Here is a 20,377-nt window from a genome sequence, read left to right as displayed (position 1 = left end):
CACGCATATCCCACGCATGCACCCGGCGCGGCCTTTCCGAATTCCCGGCCCGGTCCTCCGCTGAGGGCCGGGACCCTTTCGCGCGCCACCCCTGACGCCCCGCCCCGGCGGGGATGAGACATTCCATGAACGACGCCCCTCCCCGCGCGACTACCGGCAGACGGTCTTCCTGCCGCAGACCCAATTCCCCATGAAGGGCGACCTGCCCAAGCGCGAGCCCGCCATGCTGGCCCGCTGGGCGCAGCAGGACCTCTGGCGGAAGCTGCGGGACGCCTCGGCCGCGCGGCCGAAATTCGTGCTGCATGACGGCCCGCCCTACGCCAACGGCCCGCTGCACATCGGGCACGCGCTGAACAAGATTTTGAAGGACGTCATCAACCGCGCGGCGCAGATGTCGGGCTATGACGCCGACTACGTGCCCGGCTGGGACTGCCACGGCCTGCCCATCGAGTGGAAGGTCGAGGAGGAATATCGCGCGAAGAAGAAGAACAAGGACGAGGTGCCCGTTCTGGAGTTCCGCGCCGAATGCCGCGCCTATGCCGCGCATTGGCTGGAGGTGCAGCGCGAGGAGTTTTCGCGCCTCGGCGTGGCTGGCGATTGGGCGAACCGCTATGCGACGATGGATTTTCCGTCCGAGAGCGTGATCGTCGAGGAGATCGGGCGGTTCCTGATGAATGGCTCGCTCTATCGCGGGCTGCGGCCGGTGATGTGGAGTCCGGTGGAAAAGACGGCGCTGGCCGAGGCGGAGATCGAGTATCACGACCATGTGAGCCCGACGCTGTGGGCGCGCTTCCCGATCGTGAGCGGGCCGGAGGCCGGCGCCTCGGTGGTGATCTGGACCACCACGCCCTGGACCATCCCCGGCAACCGCGCCGTGGCCTATGGGCCTGAGATTGATTACGCGCTGGTGCATGTGGAGGGCGTGGCCGAGGGCAGCCATCTGCGCGTCGGCGAGACGCTGCTGGTCGCCCTGCCCCTGCTGCCGAAATTCGCCGAGGATGCGGGGCTTGGGGCGCACAGCTTGCACCGCGTGTTGAAGGGCGTGGAACTGGCCGGCGCCATCGCCGCCCACCCGCTGCGTGGGGCCGGATACGACTTCGACGTGCCCCTCCTGCCCGGCGACTTCGTCACCACCGAGGCCGGCACGGGCTTCGTCCACATTGCCCCCGGCCATGGCGAGGACGACTTCAACCTCGGCCGCGCCCATGGCCTGCCGGTGCCCGAGACGGTGAATGATGACGGCACCTTCACCCACCACGCGCCGGGCTTCGAAGGCCTGCACGTCTTCAAGGCGCATGACGCCGTCTATGCCGCCTGCGAAGCCGCCGGCACCCTCGTCGCCAAGGGCAAGCTGACGCACAGCTATCCGCACAGCTGGCGCTCCAAGAAGCCCGTCATCTTCCGCGCGACGCCGCAATGGTTCATCGCGATGGATGACAGCAATGCCATCCGGCAAAAGTCGCTGGACGCCATCGCCGCCACCACCTTCATCCCCGATGTCGGCCGCAACCGCATCGGCGGCATGGTGGCCTCGCGGCCCGACTGGTGCATCAGCCGCCAGCGCGCCTGGGGCGTGCCCATCGCCGTCTTCGTCGAGAAGCGCACGGGCGAGGTGCTGCGCGACCCTGCCGTGATGCAGTCCATCGTGGACGCCTTCCGCGAGGAGGGCGCCGATGCGTGGTACCAGCCCGGCGCCGCCGCGCGCTTCCTGGGACCCACGCGCAACCCGGACGACTACGAACAGGTCATGGACATCGTGGATGTCTGGTTCGAATCCGGCTCCACCCACGCCTTCGTCCTGCCCCCGCGAAACCTGCCCTTCCCGGCCGATCTCTACCTGGAAGGCAGCGACCAGCATCGCGGCTGGTTCCAGTCCTCGCTGCTCGAATCCGTGGGCACGCGCGGGGTGGCGCCCTTCAAGGCCGTGCTGACGCATGGCTTCGTGCTGGATGAGAGCGGGCGGAAGATGTCCAAGTCGCTCGGCAACGTCACCGCGCCGCAGGAGGTCATCGCCAAATACGGCGCCGACATCCTGCGCCTGTGGGTGATGAATTCCGACACGGCCGAGGACCTGCGCATCGGCAAGAACATCCTGGAGCAGCAGGCGGAACTCTATCGCCGCATCCGCAACACGCTGCGCTGGCTGCTGGGCAACCTCGCCGGCTTCGACGGCACGGAGCGCGTGCCGGTGGCCGAGATGCCGGAACTCGAACGCTGGGTGCTGCACCGGCTGACGGAGCTGGATGCGCGCGTGCGCCGCGCCGTGGCCACGCATGACTGGAACGGCGTGCTGCCGGACATCCACAATTTCTGCGCGACGGACCTCAGCGCCTTCTATTTCGACATCCGCAAGGACAGCCTCTACTGCGACGCCAAGGACAGTCTCCGCCGCCGCAGCGCGCGCACGGTGCTGGACAGCCTGCACCGCTGCCTCTGCGCCTGGCTGGCGCCCGTGCTGGTCTTCACGGCGGAGGAAGCCTGGACGGCCCGCTTCGGCGAGGAAGCCGGCAGCGTGCATCTCCAGCTTTTCCCCGAACTGCCCGAGAATTGGCGGGATGACGCGCTGGCGGCGAAATGGGCCGATATCCGCCGCCTGCGGAAGCTCGTCACGGGCAGCCTGGAGGACCATCGGCGCGATGGCACCTTCGGCTCCTCGCTCCAGGCCGCCGTCACCCTGACCCTGGCGCCGGCCGACGCGGCCGCCACGCTGGACGCCGCGACCTGGGCGGAGACGCTCATCGTCTCGAAGGTCACGCTGGCGGAGGGGGCGGAGACCAGCCTCGACGTGGCGCTGGCCCCCGGCCACAAATGCGACCGCTGCTGGAAGGTGCTGGAAGAGGTCGGCCAATCCGCCGCCCACCCCACCCTCTGCCGCCGCTGCGAGGCCGTGGTCGGGTCGTGACGAACCCCCTCCGCACCGGCCTCGTCTTCGCCGCCCTGCTGCTGCTGGCCGACCAGGCCAGCAAGTGGTGGATCCTGGAGGTGGTGGAACTGCCGCTGCGCCAGCACATCCCGCTGCTGGCACTGGGCCCGGTGGGGCTGGACCTCACCATGGTCTGGAACCGGGGGGTCACCTTCGGGTTGTTCTCGGGTGACGGGCCGTGGAACCACGTCATCCTGGCCGTCATCGCCCTGGTGGTCGCGGGGTTCCTGCTGCGCTGGCTCAGCCGCGCCGACACGCGGTGGGTGGCGCTGGCACTCGGCGCCGTCATCGGCGGGGCCATTGGCAATGTCATTGACCGGCTGCGATTTGGCGCGGTGGTGGACTTCGTGGACGTTCACGCCTGGGGCTGGCACTGGTATGTGTTCAACGTCGCGGACGCGGCCATCGTGTGCGGGGTCGTCGCCCTGGTGGGGGACGCCTTGATCCGGCCGGAAAGCAAGCGCAAGGAAGCGTCATGAAGCTTGCCTCTCAATATCGCCCCCTGCTGGGCGCCGTGCTCGCAGCGGGCCTCCTGGCCGGCTGCGGCCAGGACACCGCCCGCACGCTCGGCCTGACGCGCGACGCGCCGGATGAATTCCAGGTGATGACGCGCGCGCCGCTCTCCATGCCGCCCTCGCTGGGGCAGCTGCCGCCGCCGCGCCCGGGCAGCACCCGCCCGCAGGAACGCGCCGCGCGCGAACAGGCCGAGGCGCTGCTGACCGGCGGCGTGCCCGGCCGCCCCGCCGCCCCCACCCCGGGCGAGGCCGCCCTGCTGGCCCAGACCGGCACCCCCGTGCCGCAGGACATCCGCTCCACCCTCGACCAGGAAGCCACCCGGACGGAGAATGTAAACCGGACGCTGGTGGACCGCGCCCTGTTCTGGCGCGACCCGCCGCCCCCGGCGTGCCGGTGGACCCGAACCGCGAGGCCCAGCGCCTGCGCGAGAACGCCGCCCTGGGCCGCCCGGTGGCGGAGGGCGAGACGCCCATCATCCAGCCCGAGCGACGCGGGGTGCTGGAAAGCCTCAGCCTGGATCGCCTGCGCTTCTGGTGATCCTGGCCATGGGAAGCGTGGCGGCATTCTGGCGAAGCCGCCCCCGCCTCCCCACATGCGGCGGATGATCGCATTGACCCGCCGCACCGCGCTGAAGGGCGCCGCCGCCAGCCTGGCCCTGCCCGCCCTCGCCACCCCGCGCGAGGGACTGGCGCAGGCGGCCACCCCCCCGCTCCGCACCGCCCGCCGCGGGCCGGACCAGCCGCTCTTCGGCGCCGTGAGCTGGACGCTCGACAACGGGCTGCGCGTGGTCCTGGCCGAGAACCGCCGCGCGCCCGTGGCCGCCCATTACCTCTATGTGGCCGCGGGCTCGGGCGAGGACCCGGCGGGCAAGTCCGGCATCGCCCACTACCTTGAGCACATGATGTTCAAGGGCAGCCCCAACGTGCCCTCCGGCGCCTTCAGCCGCGTGGTGGCGCGCGAGGGCGGGCAGGACAATGCCTTCACCAGCCGCGACATGACGGCCTATTTCCAGACGGTCGAGGCCTCGCGCCTGCCGTTGATGATGCGCCTGGAGGCGGACCGCCTGGCCGCCCCCCTCATGCCGCCCGACGAATACGAGGCCGAGCGCGCGGTGGTGCTGGAGGAACGGCGCCAGGTGGTGGAATCCAACCCGCGCAGCCGCTTCCGCGAGGAATTCGACGCCATCATGTGGGGCCCGCAGCATTGGCGCGGCCGCCCCATCATCGGCTGGGAAGATGAAATCCGCGCCATCACCCGGCAGGACATGATTGATTTCCACGCCCGCTTCTACGCCCCCTCCAACTGCACGCTGGTGGTGGCGGGCGATGTGCGCGAGGCCGATCTGCGCCGCTGGGCCGAGGAATTCTACGGCCCCGTCCCCTCCCGCCCCGAGGTGACGCGCGACCGCGCGGCCCCGCCCGCGGCGGCCGGCGAGGCGCGGCTCATCCGCCGCGACCCGGGCGTGCGCGAACCCTCCTTCCTGCGCGCCTTCGCCGCCCCCTCCGCCACCTGGGGCGACCGGTCGCGGCATGACGCGCTGGACGTGCTGGCGCATCTGCTGGGCGGGGGCGCGGGCTCGCGCATCCACAAGGCGCTGGTGGAGGAAGGGCTGGCCGTCGGCGCCGGAGCTTCCTATTCGGGGCAGGTGCTGGGGGTGGGAAGCTTCTTCCTCTACGCCACGCCCCGCCCGGGCGTCTCGCCCGAGCGGATCGAGCAGGCGTTGAACACCGTGCTGTCCGAGCTGCTCGACTCGGGCGCGACGGAGGCGGAACTGCGCCGCTCCATCCGCCAGGAGACGGCCGGCGCCCTGCTGGCGCTGGACGGGCTGGGCGCCGCACCCCGCATGCTGGGCGGCGCTCTGTCCATCGGCCTGCCGCTGGACGCCGTGGAGTTCTGGCCGCAGCGCCTCGCCTCCGTCACCCTCGAACAGGTCAATGCCGCCGCGCGCCAGGTCCTTGGCGCGCCGGGCGCCAACATGGCCGGCTGGCTGCTGCCCGGAGACGCCTGATGTCCGAGACCCAGTTCGGCGTGACGCTGCCGGCGCGGCGCGGCTTCTCCGTGCCCATCCAGATCATCGAGGCAGGCGGCGTCACCGCCTGGCTCGTCGAGGACCATTCGGTGCCCGTCGTCTCCGTCGCCTGGTCCTGGGCCGGCGGGCAGGCGCTGGAGCCCGAGGGGCGCGAGGGGCTGGCCGGCATGGCGGCCTCCTTGCTCACCGAGGGCGCGGGCGACCTGCGCGCCACGGATTTCTCCGATGCGCTGTCCGATGAGGGGATCGGCCTCGGCTTCTCCGCCCGGGCCGATGTCTTCGAGGGCAGCTTCCGCACGCTGACCGACGCGCTGCCGCAGGCCGTGCCGCTGGCGCGGCTGGCCATGACCTCGCCCAGGCTGGACGAGGACGCCGTGGCCCGGGTGCGCGCCCGCGCCCTGCTGGCCGCGCGGCAGCAGACGGAAAGCCCCGGCGCCGTGGCCCGCCGCGCCTTCTGGGAGGCCGCCTTCCCCCGCTCCAGCCTGGGCCGGGCCGCGACCCCCGAGACCATCGAGACCATCACCACCGGCGACATCCGCACCGCGCTGGAAGCCCAGCTCCATCGCGGCGGCGTGCAGGTGGTGGCCGCCGGCGCGCTGGACGCGGCCGGGCTGCGCGCCGTGTTGGGTGAGCTGTTCGGCGCCCTGCCGGCCGGCACCCCGCCCGAGCTGACCCCGCCCGGCCCCATGGAGATGTTCGGCAAGGTGCTGCGCCCCATGCCGGGCCCGCAATCCCACATGGTCTTCGGCCAGGACGCCCTGCCGCCCACCGACCCGGATTGGGAGGCGAGCCAGGTGGCGCTGCGCATCCTGGCCGGTGGTGGCTTCAGTTCGCGCCTGATGCGGACCATCCGCGAGCAGCGCGGGCTGACCTATGGCATTGGTGCCGGCCTGTCCGTCGCCTTCGGCCAGGCGCTGGTGCAGGGCGTCGTCTCCACCGAGAACGCCCGGGCCAGCGAGGTCTGGCGCCTGGTGCGCGAGGGCTGGGCCGAGATGGCGCAGGACGGCCCCACGGAGGAGGAGCTGCGCGACGCGGTGGCCTTCCTGGCCGGCTCGCTGCCCTTACAGTTCACCGACAGCCGGCGCAGCGCCTCGCTGCTGCTGGGGCTGCGCCAGACGGGCCGCACGCCGGAATGGCTGGCCGGGCGGCCGGCGCGGCTGGCGGCGCTGACCCGCGAGGATGTGATGCGCGCGGGGCGGCGCTTCCTGCGCGCGAACACCCTGGCCCTTGCAGTGGCGGGGCAGCCGCAAGGGCTGTAACCTTCCGTCCGGCAAAGGTTTTCAGGAGAGGCCAGGATGGCGGCAGCGATGTCAGCGGCATGGGCGAAGGTCGAGGCATTGGCGGCGTCGCCCGGGGCGGCCCGCATCCGCCCGCTCTTCGCGGCCGATCCGGACCGCTTCGCCCGCTTCCACCACAAGGGCGGCGGGCTGCTGCTGGACATCTCCAAGACCTCGGTCTCGGACCAGGTGCTGGCGGCGCTGCTGGATCTCGCCCGCGCGGCCGATGTGGCTGGCCAACGGGACGCCATGGCGCGCGGCGAGGTGGTGAACAGCACGGAGCGCCGCGCCGCCCTGCACATGGCGCTGCGCGGGGATTTGCCCGGCGCGGGCGGCGAGGCCCACCGGGAAGCCGCCGAGGTGCTGGCCCGCATGGAGGCCTTCACCACCGCCATCCACCGCGGCGAGATCCGCGGCGCCACCAACCAGCGCTTCGACACGGTGCTGAACATCGGCATCGGCGGCAGCGACCTGGGGCCGGTCATGGTGGGCCGCGCCCTGTGGCGGGCGGGTGACCCGATGCGGCCCATCCATCTCGGCAATGTGGACGGGCATGGATGGGAGACGGTGCTGCCGCAGCTCGATGCGCGGCGGACCCTGGTGTTGGTGGCCTCCAAGACCTTCACCACCCAGGAGACCATGGCCAACGCCCATCTGGTGAAGCGCTGGATGGAAGCCAGCGTGGGGCCCAACGGCGCGGCCTCGCATTTCGTGGCGCTCTCCACCAACCTGAAGGCCACCGCGGAATTCGGCATCGGCGAGGACCGGGTCTTTCCCTTCCGGGACTGGGTGGGGGGCGGTTCTCGCTCTGGTCGGCCATCGGGCTGTCGCTGGCGCTGTCGCTGGGCTGGGACCGTTTCGCGGCGCTGCTGGCCGGCGCGCGGGCGATGGACCGGCATTTCCTGGACGCGCCGCTGGAATCCAACCTGCCCGTGCTGCTGGCGCTGGTGGAGGCCTGGCATGTGAACGGCCTCGGTCTGCACCGCCGCGCCGTGCTGCCCTATGACGAACGCCTGCGCCGCCTGCCGGCGCATCTGCAGCAGTTGGAGATGGAAAGCCTCGGCAAGGGCGTGACCGTGGAGGGCGCGCCCGTGCCCCGTGCCACCGGCCCCGTGGTCTTCGGCGAGCCCGGCACCAATGCCCAGCACAGCTTCATGCAGCTGGTGCACCAGGGGCCGCGCCACGTGCCGGTGGACTTCATCCTGGTGGCCCGCCCCGACCACACCCATGCGGACAACCACAACATCCTGCTGGCCAACGGATTGGCGCAGGCCGAGGCGCTGCTGATGGGCCGCGACGCGGAGGCCGTGCGGGCCGAGATGGAAGCCGCGGGCGTGGCCGAGGCCGAGATCACACGCCTGCTGCCGCACCGCGTCTTCGGCGGCGACCGGCCCTCCAACACCATCCTGATGCCGCGCATGGACGAGGCGGCGCTGGGCGCGCTGATCGCGCTGTATGAGCACAAGGTCTTCGTGCTGGGCGCGCTCTGGGGCATCAACCCCTTCGACCAATGGGGGGTGGAGCTGGGCAAGGTGATGGCGACCCCCATCGTCCGCGAATTGGAAACGGGCGAGGTGGGCGCGCATGATTCCAGCACGGCGGGGCTGCTGACAGAATTGCTGCGGCTGCGCGGGGGATGATCCGCCTCCTCCCCGACGCCACCGCCAACCGCATCGCCGCCGGCGAGGTGGTGGAGCGCCCCGCCGCCGTGGTGAAGGAGCTGGTGGAGAACGCGCTGGATGCCGGCGCCAGGCATATCCGCGTGGAGCTGGAGGAAGGCGGCATCGGCCGCGTGCTGGTCGAGGATGACGGGCATGGCATGTCGCCCGAGGATCTGGACCTCTGTGTGGAGCGCCACGCCACCTCCAAGCTGCCCGAGGAAGCGACCCTGTTCGCCATCGGCACGCTGGGCTTCCGGGGGGAGGCGCTGCCCTCCATCGGCGCGGTGGCGCGGCTGTCCATCACGACCGCACCCCGCGACGGCGCCGCCCACCGCATCACCGTGGAGGGCGGGCGCAAGGGGCTGGTGCAGCCGGCCTCCGGCGCGCCGGGCACGCGCGTCGAGGTGACGGACCTCTTCTTCGCCACGCCCGCCCGGCGGAAATTCCTGCGCTCCGCCCGGAGCGAAGGTGAGGCGGCCATGGACGCGCTGCGGCGCCTGGCCCTGGCCTGGCCCCAGGTGGGCTTCGAGGCCAGCCTGGACGGGCGACGCGTGCTGAACCTCTCGCCCGCCAGCCGCGAGGCGCGCATCGAGGCGCTGCTGGGCGCGGAATTCGCCGCGGCCGCGCGGCCGGTGGAGGGGCCGGGCATCACGGGCCTCGCGGGCGGGCCGGCCTTCACCCGCGCCACCTCGGCCGAGCAGCATTTCGTGGTGAATGGCCGCCCGGTGAAGGACCCCATGCTGCGCATGGCGCTGCGCGCCGCCTATCGCGACGTGAGCGCGCCGGGGCGGCACCCGGTGGCGGCCCTCTTCCTGGAGGTGCCGCCCGCCGAGGTGGATGTGAACGTCCACCCCATGAAGACCGAACTGCGCTTCCGCGATTCGGCCGGGGTGCGGGGGGCGGTGATCTCGGCGCTGCGGCGCGCCCTGGGCCAGGGGGTGGTGGGCGGCTCGCTCGGCTATGCGGGTCCGTCCGGCCTGCGCTTTTCCACGCCCCCGCCGCCGCTGACCGGCTTCGCGGAGGCCCGCCTGCCGCTCGCCTTCGCCCCGCCCGCGCCGGTCGAGGCCGCGCCCCCCGAACCCGTGCCGCAGGACCACCCGCTCGGCCGGGCGGTGGCGCAGGTGATGGACACCTACATCCTGGCCGAGGCGCCCGATGGCGCCCTGATCCTGGTGGACCAGCACGCCGCGCATGAACGGCTGACCCATGAACGGCTGAATGCCGAATTGCTGGAGGGCGGGGTACGGTCCCAGCCCCTGCTGATCCCCGCCGTGGTGGAATTGCCGGGTGCGGCGCGGCTGGTGGAAGCGGCGCCCGACCTCGCCCGCCTCGGGCTGGAGGTGGAGGGCTTCGGCCAGGGTGCGGTGCTGGTGCGCGCCCTGCCCGCCCTGCTCGGCACCGCCGACCCCGCGCCCATGCTGCGCGACCTGGCGGAAGAACTGGCCGAGGGCGGCGAGGGCCAGGCCCTCGCCTTGCGGCTCGATGCCGCCGTGGCGCGGCTGGCCTGCCATGGCTCGGTCCGCGCCGGGCGCCGCCTGACGCCGGCCGAGATGGACGCGCTGCTGCGCGCCATGGAGCGCACGCCCCGCGCCGCCACCTGCAGCCATGGCCGGCCCACCTATCTGCGCCTGGGCGCGGGGGAGATGGCGCGCTTGTTCGGGCGGGCGTGAGGCCCATCTGCCACCTCATGTTGCACCGCCGCGCCCTCCTTGCCCTGCCCCTGCTGGCCGCGCCCGCCGCCGCCCAGCCCGCCTTCCTGCCGGACGGGCAGGCCCTTTCCCTGCTGCGCGCGGGCGGGCTGAACCTCTACCTCCGCCATGCCATCACGGACCGGACCCAGGTGGACACCGGCCGCCGCGGCGACCGCGCGGGGCAGCGCAACCTGAGCGAGGCCGGGCGCGAACAGGCCCGCGCCTTGGGCCGTGCCTTCCGCGCGCTGGGCATTCCCGTCGCCGAGGTGCTGACCAGCGAGGTCTTCCGCGCCGCCGACACGGCCGAACTCGCCTTCGGCCAGGCGCGGGTGGAGCGGGACCTGATCGCCGACGACTACACCCCGGGCAGCGCCAGCGAGGATGCCCGGGCCGTCTCGCGCCGGCTGGCGCAGCCGGTAGGGCAGATCGCACATGGCGGGAATCCGCCACTGCGTGAATCTGTTCGGAATGAAACGGCCGGCGGGAACCGCGTCATGGTCGGGCATATCGTGCCGCTGGGCATGATCCTGGGCCGCGGCCTCGCGCAGGCGGAATTTCCCGAGGGCTCCATGGGCCTCTTCCGCCCGCGCGGCGCGGATTGGGAATTCCTGGGCTTCGTGACGGCGGAGCAGCTCATCGCGGCCGCAGGGTCGCGCTGAAGGCGCGCGGCGAGAGGCTTGCGCTGACGCGCCGCGTGGGGCATCGCCCCTGCCATGCCTCTCCCTGAAAGCCTCGACCGCCTGATGACGCGCGCCGCCGAACTCCGCGCGGAGCTGGAGACCGCCGACGGTTCGCAATTCGGCGCCCTCTCCAAGGAGCTTTCGACGCTGGAGCCGCTGGTCGAGAAGGTGGCCCAATACCGCGCCCTGGAAAACGCCCAGGCCGAGGCCGAGGCCCTCCTCTCCGACCCCGAGATGCGCGAGCTGGCCGAGGCCGAGTTCCACGACGCCAAGGCCCGCCTGCCTTTGCTGGAACGCGAAATCCGCCTGATGCTGCTGCCCAAGGACGCGGCGGATGAGCGCAGCGCCATCCTGGAAATCCGCCCCGCCGCGGGCGGCGACGAGGCGGGGCTTTTCGCCGGCGAGCTGTTCCGCGCCTACCAGAAATACGCCGAGGGGCGCGGCTGGCGCTTCTCCGTGCTGGATTATGACGAGAACGAGCTGGGCGGCGTGAAGGGCGCCACGGCCGAGATCGAGGGAAAGGGCGTCTTCGCCCGCCTGAAGTTCGAAAGCGGCGTCCACCGCGTCCAGCGCGTGCCCGCCACCGAAACCCAGGGGCGCATCCACACCTCCACCATCACCGTGGCCGTGCTGCCCGAGGCGGAGGAGGTGGATGTGAAGGTCGAGGACAAGGACCTTCGGATTGACACCTACCGCGCCTCCGGCGCCGGCGGGCAGCATGTGAACAAGACGGACAGCGCGGTGCGCATCACGCACCTCCCCACCGGCATCGTGGTCGCGATGCAGGAGGAGAAGTCCCAGCACAAGAACCGCGCCAAGGCCATGAAGGTGCTGCGCGCGCGCATCTTCGACGCGCAGCGCCAGGCCGCGGATTCCGCCCGCGCCGCCGACCGCCGCAGCCAGGTCGGCACCGGCGATCGCAGCGAGCGCATCCGCACCTACAATTTCCCGCAAGGCCGCGTGACGGATCACCGCATCGGCCTGACGCTGCACAAGGTGGACCGGGTGATGATGGGCGAGTTCGACGACATCTTCGACGCCCTCATCAGCGAGGACGAAGCCCAGCGCCTGGCCGCGGAGGCCTGATGCCCAGCGTGGGCGCCCTGCTCTGCCAGGGCGGGGCGGCGCTGCGCGCGGCGGGCATCGAGAATGCGCGCATGGAGGCGCGCTGGCTGCTGGCCCATGCGCTGGACGCCACGCCCGAGGCCCTGCTGCGCGACCCGCATGCGGAAGTGCCGCAGGAGACCGCCGCCCGCTTCCAGGCGGCCCTGACCCGCCGCGCGGCGCGGGAGCCGCTGGCCTTCATCACCGGCCGCGCCGGCTTCTGGACGCTGGAGCTGGAAGTCGCCCCGCACACCCTGATCCCGCGCGCCGACACCGAGACTTTGGTGGAGGCCGTGCTGGCGCGCGGCGTGGCGCCGCGCCGGGTGCTGGACCTCGGGACCGGCACGGGGGCGTTGCTGCTGGCCGTGCTGTCGGAATTCCCGGCGGCCACCGGCGTGGGCGTGGACCTGAAGCCCGAGGCGGCGGCGCTGGCCGCGCGCAACGCGGCGCGGCTGGGGCTTTCGGACCGCGCCGCCTTTTTGGCAGGGGATTGGGCCACGGCGCTCAACGCCCGCTTCGACCTGGTGCTGTCCAACCCGCCCTACATCGTCGCGGACGAAATCCCGGCGCTGATGCCCGAGGTGGCGCGGCACGAACCGGCCTCGGCGCTGGATGGCGGGGCGGATGGGCTGGACGCCTACCGGGCCCTCGCCACCGCCCTGCCCCACCTGCTTTCCCCCGGCGGGGTGGCGGTGCTGGAGCTTGGCCAGGGCCAGGCGGAAGCCGTTGGGGCCTTGGCCCAGGCCGCCGGGCTGTCGGTTGCGGGGCTGCGCGCCGATCTTTCGGGCATTCCCCGCGCAATCCTTCTGGAATCCGGGCAGAAAGCCATTGGCGGCGACGCGGACAGGGGCTAAGGTTGGAATGTTCACAGGGGTCGGAAGGCCGGTGAACAACGCTCGGGCCCGCGGGGCCTCGGTGAAGTGCAGCGAATGGCGTGACCGGCCCGTCCGGCCCGCCTTCATGAGACAGCAAAAGCACAGCAGCGGATGAACATGAAGCGCATGCGCCGTGGCCATCGCCATGGCGGCGGTGGTGGCGGCGGCGGTGGCGGTCAGTTCCGGCACACGGGCGGCGGCAATAGCGGAAACCAGCCTCTCAATCGGAATCACGTCTTCGATTCCAGCGGGCCTGATGTCCGGCTTCGCGGCACCGCCCAGCAACTCTTCGAGAAATACCTCCAGCTCGGCCGGGACGCGACCAGCGCCGGCGACCGGGTGGCGGCCGAGGGCTATTTCCAGCACGCGGAACATTATTTCCGCATCCTGGGCGCCATGGCCGCGGCCCAGCAGCAGCCCCCGCCGCAGGAACGTCGCCAGCGCGAGGCCCCCGATTCCTCCCCGCAGGAGGGCGAGGGCGAGGCCCAGGACGGCGCCAATGGCGGCAGTCACCCGCTGGAGGCCGAGCTGGCCGGCGAGGCGGAATCCCTGCCCATGCCGCAATCCCGCCGGGCCGCGCCGCAGCAGCAGGAAGAACAGCCGGGCTGAGGGATGGGGGGCTTCGCGCCCCCTTTTCTTTTTCGGCGGTGTTACTGCGCCCTGCGCAGCGCGCGCCAGCGCGACCTTATTGCGCCCGGCGCAGCGCGCGCCAGCGCGCGACATTCCGGTTATGTTCCTCCAGCGTGCGGCCGAAGGCGTGGCCGCCCGTGCCATCCGCCACGAAATACAGGTAGTCCGTGGTCTCCGGCTGGGTGGCGGCGCGCAGGGATTCGCGGCCCGGCGAGGCGATGGGCCCCGGCGGCAGGCCACGGATGCGGTAGGTGTTGAAGGGGTGGTCCTCGTTCAGGTCCGCCCGCGTCAGCGCCCGGTCCAGCGGCATGCCCTGCCCCGCCCCATAGGCCACCGTCGGGTCCGATTGCAGCATCATCCCGCGCCGCAGCCGGTTGATGAAGACGCCGCCCACCAGCCCACGCTCCCCCGCCACACCCGTCTCCCGCTCGATGATGGAGGCCAGGATCACCGCCTCGCGCGGAGAGGCCAGCGGCAGATTGGGCGCGCGGGCGGCCCAGGCCTCCTCCACCGCCTGCTCCATGGCCGCGGTGGCGCGGCGCACGATGGAGGCACGGCTGTCACCCAGGGTGAAGGCATAGGTCTCCGGCAGCAGGGCGCCCTCCGCGATGGGGGGCGTCTCGCCGGTCAGGCCTTCCATGTCGTCAATGAGTTGGGTGATCTGCCGCGCCGTCAGCCCCTCGGCAATGGTCAGGCGGCGCTGCACGGGCCTCCCCTCGCGCAGCACCGTCAGCACCTGGCGGATGGAGGCGCGGGCGGGGAAGGCGAATTCGGCGGCGCGCAGCGGGCCTTCGTTGCGGGTCAGCACGGCGGCGGCGGTGAAGAGGCGGGGGTCGGAAATCACCCCACGCTCGGCCAATGTGTCGGCGATGGCGCCCGTGCCGCCGCGCGGGATCACCACCTGGGCGGGCTCGGCCAGGGGGCCGGGCGCATCCACTTCGCGCCAGGCCATGAAGGCCAGGATGCCGGCCAGCACGGCCAGCGCGAGCACAAGCGACCCCAGCAGGCGCAGCACGCGCAACATCAGAAGTTGACCGGCAGGAAAGAGCCCGGGCGCCGCCGCGAGGGGCGCCCGGAAGCCCGCGTCAAGGCGCCGCCCGGAACACCACCGAGGCGTTGGTGCCGCCAAAGCCGAAGCTGTTGGACAGCGCCACCTCGATCTTGCGTTCCTGCGCGGTCTTGGCCACCCGATCGATCGGCGACGGGCGCGAAGGCTCTTCCAGATTCAGCGTGGGCGGGGCCACGTTGTCGCGGATGGCGAGGATGGAGAAGATCGCCTCCACCGCGCCGGCCGCACCCAGCAGATGCCCCGTGGCCGACTTGGTCGAGGACATGGCGAGGCCCTTGGCCGCGTCGCCCCAGAGGCGCTCCACGGCCGAAAGCTCGATGTCGTCGCCCATCGGCGTCGAGGTGCCGTGCGCGTTCACATACTGCACCTGCTCGGGCGTAATCCCGGCCGAGGCCAGGGCCGCCTTCATGGCGCGGTAGCCGCCCTCGCCATCCTCGGTGGGGGAGGTGATGTGGTAGGCGTCGCCGCTCATCCCATAGCCGATGACCTCGGCGTAGATCTTCGCGCCGCGCGCCTTGGCGTGCTCATATTCCTCGAGCACGACCACGCCGGCACCCTCACCCATCACGAAGCCGTCGCGGCCCTTGTCCCAGGGGCGGGAGGCCTCGGCCGGCGTGTCGTTGTAGCTGGTGGACAGGGCGCGCGCGGCGCAGAAGCCGCCGATGCCCAGTTCGCAGATGGCGGCCTCGGCGCCGCCGGCCACCATCACATCGGCATCGCCCAGCGCGATGAGGCGCGCGGCGTCACCGATGGCGTGCACGCCCGTGGCGCAGGCCGTCACGGCCGAATGGTTCGGGCCCTTGAAACCGTAGCGGATGGAGACCTGCCCGGAGGCGAGGTTCACCAGCGCGGAGGGAATGAAGAAGGGCGAGAGGCGCCGGGACTTGCCGGCGGCGACCAGGCCGCCCGCCTCCTGGATCACTTCCAGGCCGCCGATGCCGGAGCCGATCATCACGCCGGTGGCGCAACGACCCGCTTCATCCTCGGGGGCCCATCCGCTGTCCTCGATGGCCTCGGCCGCGGCCACCCAGGCGAGCTGGATGAAGCGGCCCATCTTCTTCTGTTCCTTGACGGGGATCCATTCGTTGAGGTCCAGGCCGCCCTCGGCGCGGGTTCCGGGGGGAACCTGGCCCGCGATCTTGGCCGGCAGGTCCTTCACGTCGAAGGACTGGATGGCGGAGATGCCGCTTTCGCCATTGACCAGCCGGCGCCAGAAGCGCTCCACCCCGAGCCCGAGCGGGCCCGTGATTCCCATGCCGGTGACAACGACGCGCCGCGGCGCGAATCCTGGCGCAAACACGTTATGAAACCCCGCGGAGAAAGCTCAGGCCGCGGCCTGTTGCTTCTCGATGAACTCGATCGCGTCCTTGACGGTCTGGATCTTCTCGGCCGCGTCGTCGGGGATTTCCACGCCGAAGGCTTCCTCGAAGGCCATCACCAGCTCGACCGTGTCGAGGCTGTCCGCGCCCAGGTCGTCAATGAAGGAGGCTTCGGGGGTCACCTTGGCCTCTTCGACGCCCAGATGCTCGACCACGATCTTCTTCACCTTGTCGGCGGTCTCACTCATCGCGAAAATCTCCTGCTGCCGCGGGCCCGACATCCGGGCCGGCTTCCCCCCGAGTCTTGCCCAGGCGGGTTATCATGAAAGGATGCGGGCCACTAGGCCGCTGACGCGACCCTGACAAGCCTGGGATATGGCATTTTCACCAGGGGGAAGCAGCGCAGCGGGTGTTCACATCGCGTTTCCCCATGTGACGCCTCATCATAAGATGCCCTGTAGGGCCATCCTCCTGGACATCGCGCCCGGGGCTGGTCTACCGCCTGGGTTCCCTCCCCTGGTCCGAGGCCGCCGCCTGAGCATTCCCCTCCCCCCGGCCGAGCCCTACCTGCCCCCCCGCCCGTCCCGGCACCGCGGGCGGCTGCCCATCTGGCGGCTGTTCCTGATCGCGCGGCGCAACCTGCTGGGCGTCTGGAGCGAGCAGTTCTTCGACCAGTCGCACATCCGGATGAAGGTGCTCAGCCGCAACATCTTCGTCTTCAACATGCCGCCGGCCATCCAGTCGGTGATGATCGGCCAGCCGGAGGCGTTCGAGCGCAAGTCGCCGCAGATGCGCCACGCCCTCGAACCCCTGCTGGGCGACGGGCTGCTGATCTCGGACGGGTTGGTGTGGAAGGAAAGGCGGCGGGTGGTGCAATCCGTCACCCACCCTTCGCGCATGGCGAGCCTGACCCCCGTGATGACGGCGGTCGCCGTTGAAACCCGCGACGCCTGGGCCGCCCTGCCGGAGGGCGCCGAGCTGGACATGCTGGAAGAGATGGGCCGCTTCACCGCCGAGGTCATCGGCCGCACCATCTTCGGCACGGCCGTGGGCCGCCGCGCGACCGCGACGGTGGTCGAGGCCTTCGCGCGCTACCAGGCGCGGATTTCCAACACCGACCTCACCTCCGTCATCGGCCTGCCGGACTGGACGCCCCGGCTGAACGGGCTGCTGCGGCGCGGCGAGGTGCGGCGCATCCATCGCGTGGTGGACGGGCTGATCGAGGAGGTGCTGAACGCCGCCGGGGGCGAGCTTTCCCTGGTGGCCGGCATGGCCTCCCACCCCGGCATGACGCGCGAGGCCTTCCGCAACGAGGCCATCACCATCTTCATGGCGGGGCACGAGACCACGGCCAATGTCATGGCCTGGGTGTGGTTCCTGCTCTCCCAGGCGCCCTGGGCCGAAGCCGCGCTGCACGAGGAGCTGGACCGGGTGCTGGGCGGCCGCGCCCCGGGCTTCGAGGATTTGCCGAACCTGCCCTACACGCGGGCGGTGGTGGAGGAGACGCTGCGCCTCTACCCGCCCATCCCGCTGCTGGCGCGCGAGGCGGCGATGGACACGGAGGTGACGGGCGTGCCGGTGCCCAAGGGCAGCATCGTCATCGTGGCCCCCTGGGTGGTGCACCGCCACCGCGCCCATTGGCAGGACCCCGACGCGTTCCGGCCCGAGCGCTTCCTGCCCGGCGCCCCGCCGCCCGCGCGCTTCACCTACCTGCCCTTCGCGCTGGGGCCGCGCATCTGCACCGGGCAGCATTTCGGCCTCTACGAGGCGATGATCGCGGTGGCGACGCTGGCCCAGCATTTCCGCCCGCGCCTGCGCCCCGGCCATGTGGCCGAGGCCGTCAGCCGCCTCAGCCTGCGGCCAGGCGAGACGCTGCCCATGCGGCTCGCGCGGCGCTGACGCGCGGCTCCTCGCAATTCCAGGCGGCGGGCCAGGCGGTGAGTTCGCCCACCTCCTCGCCGGCGGCGAAGAGGGTCCAGGACGGCTCCGCCAGGTTGCCGCCGCAGCGCAGCGCCAGCTTCTGGCCCGCGCGGGTGGCGGCATAGGGAAAATCCGCATCGGTGGTGCGCGTCCAGAGGATGGGGCTGGCCTCGCACTCGGCCAGCGCCCGGGCACGCCAACGCCGCACCAGGGCGTGGAAAGCGGCGTGGTCCAGCGGCTGCGCGTCGAGCAGCCCGTCACGGTACCGGTTCTGCAAGGCGTAGCTGGGGAGAAACGCGCCCGTGGCGGGGTCCAGCGCCAGGAGCACGGCCTCGCCATTCTCGCGGCGCACCTGCATCATCGGCCGGCCCAGGAGGGCGAAATAGCGATCGGCGGCCCACATGGCACGGCTGGGCTCGGAAAGGCCCTGCCAGAGCCGGCCTGCCGCGACCCGATCCGCTGCGACGCTGTCCATGGCGTTTCCCCTAAACTTTAGTGCAAAATATTGCTCCGACCATCAACTTTCAATTAAAATAGATGAGGCCGAAGGTCACACAGGTTTGAACGTAGCCGCCGCCTGGACGGTTGCAGGCGGGTGGCCGGGGGCGGGCCGCCATGGTCAGATGCCGGGGCGGGCGCCCACGCGCCCCGCATGCACACGGAGGCCAAGCCCATGATCCACCGCAATTTGCTGCCTGCCCTCCTGCTGGTTCTCGCCACACCGGTCCTGGCTACGGAATTGCCGGTGCGGGGGGTGATGCTCTCCTCCGCCGGCCTCGCGCAGATCATGCGCGGCGGCATGGTGGCGCCCGATGCGGGCGCCGTGACCTTCCGCGTGCCGCTGGCCGATGTGGACGACATCCTGCGCTCGCTGGTGGTCGCGGACCCGGCCGGGCGCGTGGAGGGGGTGCGCCTGCCGGCCCAGGACCTCGCCGCCGAGGCCTTCCGCGGCCTGCCGCTGCGCCCCCACGATTTCGACAGCCGCGCCGCCCTGTTCAACGCGCTGCGCGGGCAGGAGGTGACGGTCGGCGCCATCGAGGGCCGCATCGCCGAGGCCGCCGAGCATGAGGGCCGCCTGCGCCTGACGCTGCTGACCGCGACGGGCCTGCGCGCCCTCACCCTCGACCCCGCCGACGAGGTGCAGCTGCGCGACGCCGGTCTCGCCGCGCGCCTGGCCCGCGCCGCCGCCGCGCTGGCGGAGACGCGCACGGCCGACACGCGCACCGTCACCGTGGCGCTGCGCGCGGGCGCCAATGCCCCGCGCGAGATCGCCGCGGCCTATGTGGCCGGCGCGCCGCTGTGGAAGCCCTCCTGGCGCATCACCGTGCCGGGCTTCGGCGAGACGGGTGCCGAGGCGCGGCTGATGGGCTGGGCGGTGGTGGAGAACCTCACCGGCAGCGATTGGTCGGGCATCCGGCTCTCGCTGGTGTCCAGCGAGGCGGCGGCTTTCCGCCAGGCGCTCTACACCCCCGTGCTGCTGCCGCGCATCGAGCTGCCCATCGAGGGCAGCGGCCAGGTGGAGGCGCGGCCCGACACGGGTGACCGCCCCCAGCCCACGCCCGCGCCCGCCCCCTTGGCCCGCGCCTTCGCGCTGCCCGCGCCCGCCCCTGCCTCGGCGCCGGTGGCGGAAGCTGCCCCCGCCGCGCCCCCTGTGGCCGCCGAGGCCTCGCTCGGCCGGGTGGCCTTCGTGCTGGTGGACCCCGTGACCATCCAGGCGGGCGAGACGGCCAATGTGCCCTTCCTCGACATGCGCCTGCCGGCCGAGCGGGTGTGGTGGGTGCAGGATTTGGCCGCGCGCCACCCGCTCCAGGCGCTGCGCCTCCGCAACGCGGCGGACCACCCGCTGCCGCCGGGCCTCGCCACCATCTATGGCAGCCAGGGCGCCGAGACGGACGGCTTCCTGGGCGATGCGCAATTGCCCGGCATGCCGGCGGGCGCGACCCGGCTGCTGGCCTTCGGGCGCGACCAGGGCGTGCGGCTCAACGCCGCGCGGGATGACCGCACCGAGCCCACCGGCGTCACCTTCCGCCGCGGCGCGGTGCTGGTCGCGCAGCGCGCCTTGCACCGGCTACGGCTGGCGGTGGATGGCGGTGCCCAGCGCGGCACGCTGGTGCTGGACCTGCCCACGCGGCGCGGCGAGACCCCGCAATTCCAGCCCGTCGCAGAGGGGGATTTCGGGCTGCGCGTGGAGGTGACGCTGGAAGGCGCCGCCGCCGAGCACGGCTTCGAGTGGGAACGCCGCTCCACCCGCACCATCCCCCTCTGGGACCCGGCCCTGCCCGAGCCCCTGCCCCCCATCTGGCGCGACCTGGCGCTGGACCGCGACACCGCCCGACTGCCCGGCGGCACCGACCGCCTGGCCGCGCTGCGCGAGGTGCTGGAACGCCTGCCCGCCGGCGCCGAAGGCCGCACCGGGCTGGAGGGGCTGATCACCGCCTATGCCGAGGCCCTGCGCCTGATGGACGCCTTCCGCACCGCCGCCCGCGACCATGCCGCCGCGGAAGCCGCCCTGCTGCGCGCCCGCCGCGCGCTGGAAGACCGCACGGGCGCCGAGCGCGAGCCCGCGCGCGTCGCGTTGAACGCCGCCTCGCTCGCGGCCGAACGCAGCGGCCGCGCCGCCGATGCCGCCTGGACCGCCTGGCGCAACGCCGCCCAGCGCGTCGTGGCCTGGGAGGGCTGAGCC

The 20,377-nt window shown here is 72.2% G+C and carries 15 protein-coding genes and 1 pseudogene; 12 read left to right on the top strand and 4 right to left on the bottom strand.

The features are described 5' to 3' along the window. Nucleotides 1–190 precede the first annotated feature (190 nt). The 10 genes and pseudogenes from ileS (at nt 191) to ICW72_RS14970 (ending at nt 13,365) form a co-directional block, all read left to right on the top strand. Nucleotides 191–2,902 carry an isoleucine--tRNA ligase gene (gene ileS / locus ICW72_RS15020; RefSeq protein WP_223880620.1) on the top strand — a complete coding sequence of 904 codons (2,712 nt, stop codon included), beginning with the start codon at nt 191–193 and terminating at the stop codon, nt 2,900–2,902. Beyond that, nucleotides 2,899–3,402, top strand: a complete 504-nt coding sequence (lspA, locus tag ICW72_RS15015) for a signal peptidase II (protein ID WP_223880619.1) — start codon at nt 2,899–2,901, stop codon at nt 3,400–3,402. Before ileS ends, lspA begins: the two co-directional genes overlap by 4 nt. Beyond that, nucleotides 3,399–5,447, top strand: coding sequence for a DUF3035 domain-containing protein (locus ICW72_RS15005; protein ID WP_223880618.1), 2,049 nt, complete (start codon nt 3,399–3,401; stop codon nt 5,445–5,447). Before lspA ends, ICW72_RS15005 begins: the two co-directional genes overlap by 4 nt. Continuing rightward, complete coding sequence (locus ICW72_RS15000) at nt 5,447–6,727, top strand: M16 family metallopeptidase (RefSeq protein ID WP_191083450.1); 1,281 nt, start codon at nt 5,447–5,449, stop codon at nt 6,725–6,727. Before ICW72_RS15005 ends, ICW72_RS15000 begins: the two co-directional genes overlap by 1 nt. Nucleotides 6,728–6,763: 36 nt before the next feature. Then, nucleotides 6,764–8,385 (top strand): annotated as a pseudogene (gene pgi / locus ICW72_RS21360) (glucose-6-phosphate isomerase). Continuing rightward, nucleotides 8,382–10,076: a DNA mismatch repair endonuclease MutL gene (gene mutL, locus ICW72_RS14990; RefSeq protein ID WP_191083449.1), complete on the top strand. Its 1,695-nt coding sequence runs from the start codon at nt 8,382–8,384 to the stop codon at nt 10,074–10,076. Before pgi ends, mutL begins: the two are co-directional and overlap by 4 nt. A 17-nt stretch (nt 10,077–10,093) precedes the next feature. Next, nucleotides 10,094–10,756: a histidine phosphatase family protein gene (locus ICW72_RS14985; RefSeq protein ID WP_191083448.1), complete on the top strand. Its 663-nt coding sequence runs from the start codon at nt 10,094–10,096 to the stop codon at nt 10,754–10,756. Between the two features lie 54 nt (nt 10,757–10,810). Continuing rightward, complete coding sequence (gene prfA / locus ICW72_RS14980) at nt 10,811–11,863, top strand: peptide chain release factor 1 (RefSeq protein ID WP_191083447.1); 1,053 nt, start codon at nt 10,811–10,813, stop codon at nt 11,861–11,863. After that, entirely contained in the window at nt 11,863–12,735 is an 873-nt protein-coding gene (gene prmC, locus ICW72_RS14975) for a peptide chain release factor N(5)-glutamine methyltransferase (protein WP_191083446.1), read from the top strand. Before prfA ends, prmC begins: the two co-directional genes overlap by 1 nt. 147 nt (nt 12,736–12,882) lie before the next feature. Then, nucleotides 12,883–13,365, top strand: coding sequence for a DUF4167 domain-containing protein (locus tag ICW72_RS14970; RefSeq protein WP_408639212.1), 483 nt, complete (start codon nt 12,883–12,885; stop codon nt 13,363–13,365). Nucleotides 13,366–13,441: 76 nt separating this feature from the next. On the opposite strand, the gene mltG is transcribed toward ICW72_RS14970, so the two are convergent. The 3 genes from mltG to ICW72_RS14955 form a co-directional block, all read right to left on the bottom strand. Further along, a complete protein-coding gene (gene mltG / locus ICW72_RS14965) occupies nt 13,442–14,410 on the bottom strand; it encodes an endolytic transglycosylase MltG (protein WP_191083444.1) in 969 nt (322 codons plus the stop codon). A 61-nt stretch (nt 14,411–14,471) separates the two neighbouring features. Further along, a complete protein-coding gene (fabF, locus tag ICW72_RS14960) occupies nt 14,472–15,755 on the bottom strand; it encodes a beta-ketoacyl-ACP synthase II (protein WP_223880617.1) in 1,284 nt (427 codons plus the stop codon). A gap of 24 nt (nt 15,756–15,779) precedes the next feature. Next, on the bottom strand, nt 15,780–16,022 hold the full coding sequence (locus ICW72_RS14955; protein WP_191083442.1) for an acyl carrier protein: 243 nt from the start codon (nt 16,020–16,022) through the stop codon (nt 15,780–15,782). A gap of 202 nt (nt 16,023–16,224) precedes the next feature. Here ICW72_RS14955 and ICW72_RS14950 point away from each other — a divergent pair, with 202 nt between their 5' ends. Next, the gene (locus tag ICW72_RS14950) at nt 16,225–17,673 is read left to right on the top strand and encodes a cytochrome P450 (protein ID WP_223880616.1); all 1,449 of its coding nucleotides are present in this window, start codon (nt 16,225–16,227) and stop codon (nt 17,671–17,673) included. Here the strand turns inward: ICW72_RS14950 and ICW72_RS14945 are convergent. Next, nucleotides 17,624–18,169, bottom strand: coding sequence for a hypothetical protein (locus ICW72_RS14945; RefSeq protein ID WP_191083441.1), 546 nt, complete (start codon nt 18,167–18,169; stop codon nt 17,624–17,626). The genes ICW72_RS14950 and ICW72_RS14945 overlap by 50 nt on opposite strands. 177 nt (nt 18,170–18,346) lie before the next feature. Here ICW72_RS14945 and ICW72_RS14940 point away from each other — a divergent pair, with 177 nt between their 5' ends. Then, nucleotides 18,347–20,374, top strand: coding sequence for a hypothetical protein (locus tag ICW72_RS14940; protein WP_191083440.1), 2,028 nt, complete (start codon nt 18,347–18,349; stop codon nt 20,372–20,374). Nucleotides 20,375–20,377: the final 3 nt, after the last annotated feature.

Source organism: Roseococcus microcysteis (genome assembly GCF_014764365.1).
Lineage (GTDB): Bacteria > Pseudomonadota > Alphaproteobacteria > Acetobacterales > Acetobacteraceae > Roseococcus > Roseococcus microcysteis.
Note: the sequence above shows the minus strand (reverse complement) of the source record. Positions and strands in the feature narration are given on the sequence as shown.

Bases quoted from the DNA above. Each gene is read 5' to 3' on its own strand.
- ileS (WP_223880620.1), top strand. From the start codon at position 191: ATGAAGGGCGACCTGCCCAAGCGCGAGCCCGCCATGCTGGCCCGCTGG.
- ICW72_RS15005 (WP_223880618.1), top strand. From the start codon at position 3,399: ATGAAGCTTGCCTCTCAATATCGCCCCCTGCTGGGCGCCGTGCTCGCA.
- ICW72_RS15000 (WP_191083450.1), top strand. From the start codon at position 5,447: ATGTCCGAGACCCAGTTCGGCGTGACGCTGCCGGCGCGGCGCGGCTTC.
- mutL (WP_191083449.1), top strand. From the start codon at position 8,382: ATGATCCGCCTCCTCCCCGACGCCACCGCCAACCGCATCGCCGCCGGC.
- ICW72_RS14985 (WP_191083448.1), top strand. From the start codon at position 10,094: ATGTTGCACCGCCGCGCCCTCCTTGCCCTGCCCCTGCTGGCCGCGCCC.
- prfA (WP_191083447.1), top strand. From the start codon at position 10,811: ATGCCTCTCCCTGAAAGCCTCGACCGCCTGATGACGCGCGCCGCCGAA.
- prmC (WP_191083446.1), top strand. From the start codon at position 11,863: ATGCCCAGCGTGGGCGCCCTGCTCTGCCAGGGCGGGGCGGCGCTGCGC.
- ICW72_RS14970 (WP_408639212.1), top strand. From the start codon at position 12,883: ATGCGCCGTGGCCATCGCCATGGCGGCGGTGGTGGCGGCGGCGGTGGC.
- mltG (WP_191083444.1), bottom strand. From the start codon at position 14,410: ATGTTGCGCGTGCTGCGCCTGCTGGGGTCGCTTGTGCTCGCGCTGGCC.
- ICW72_RS14955 (WP_191083442.1), bottom strand. From the start codon at position 16,022: ATGAGTGAGACCGCCGACAAGGTGAAGAAGATCGTGGTCGAGCATCTG.
- ICW72_RS14950 (WP_223880616.1), top strand. From the start codon at position 16,225: ATGCCCTGTAGGGCCATCCTCCTGGACATCGCGCCCGGGGCTGGTCTA.
- ICW72_RS14945 (WP_191083441.1), bottom strand. From the start codon at position 18,169: ATGGACAGCGTCGCAGCGGATCGGGTCGCGGCAGGCCGGCTCTGGCAG.
- ICW72_RS14940 (WP_191083440.1), top strand. From the start codon at position 18,347: ATGCACACGGAGGCCAAGCCCATGATCCACCGCAATTTGCTGCCTGCC.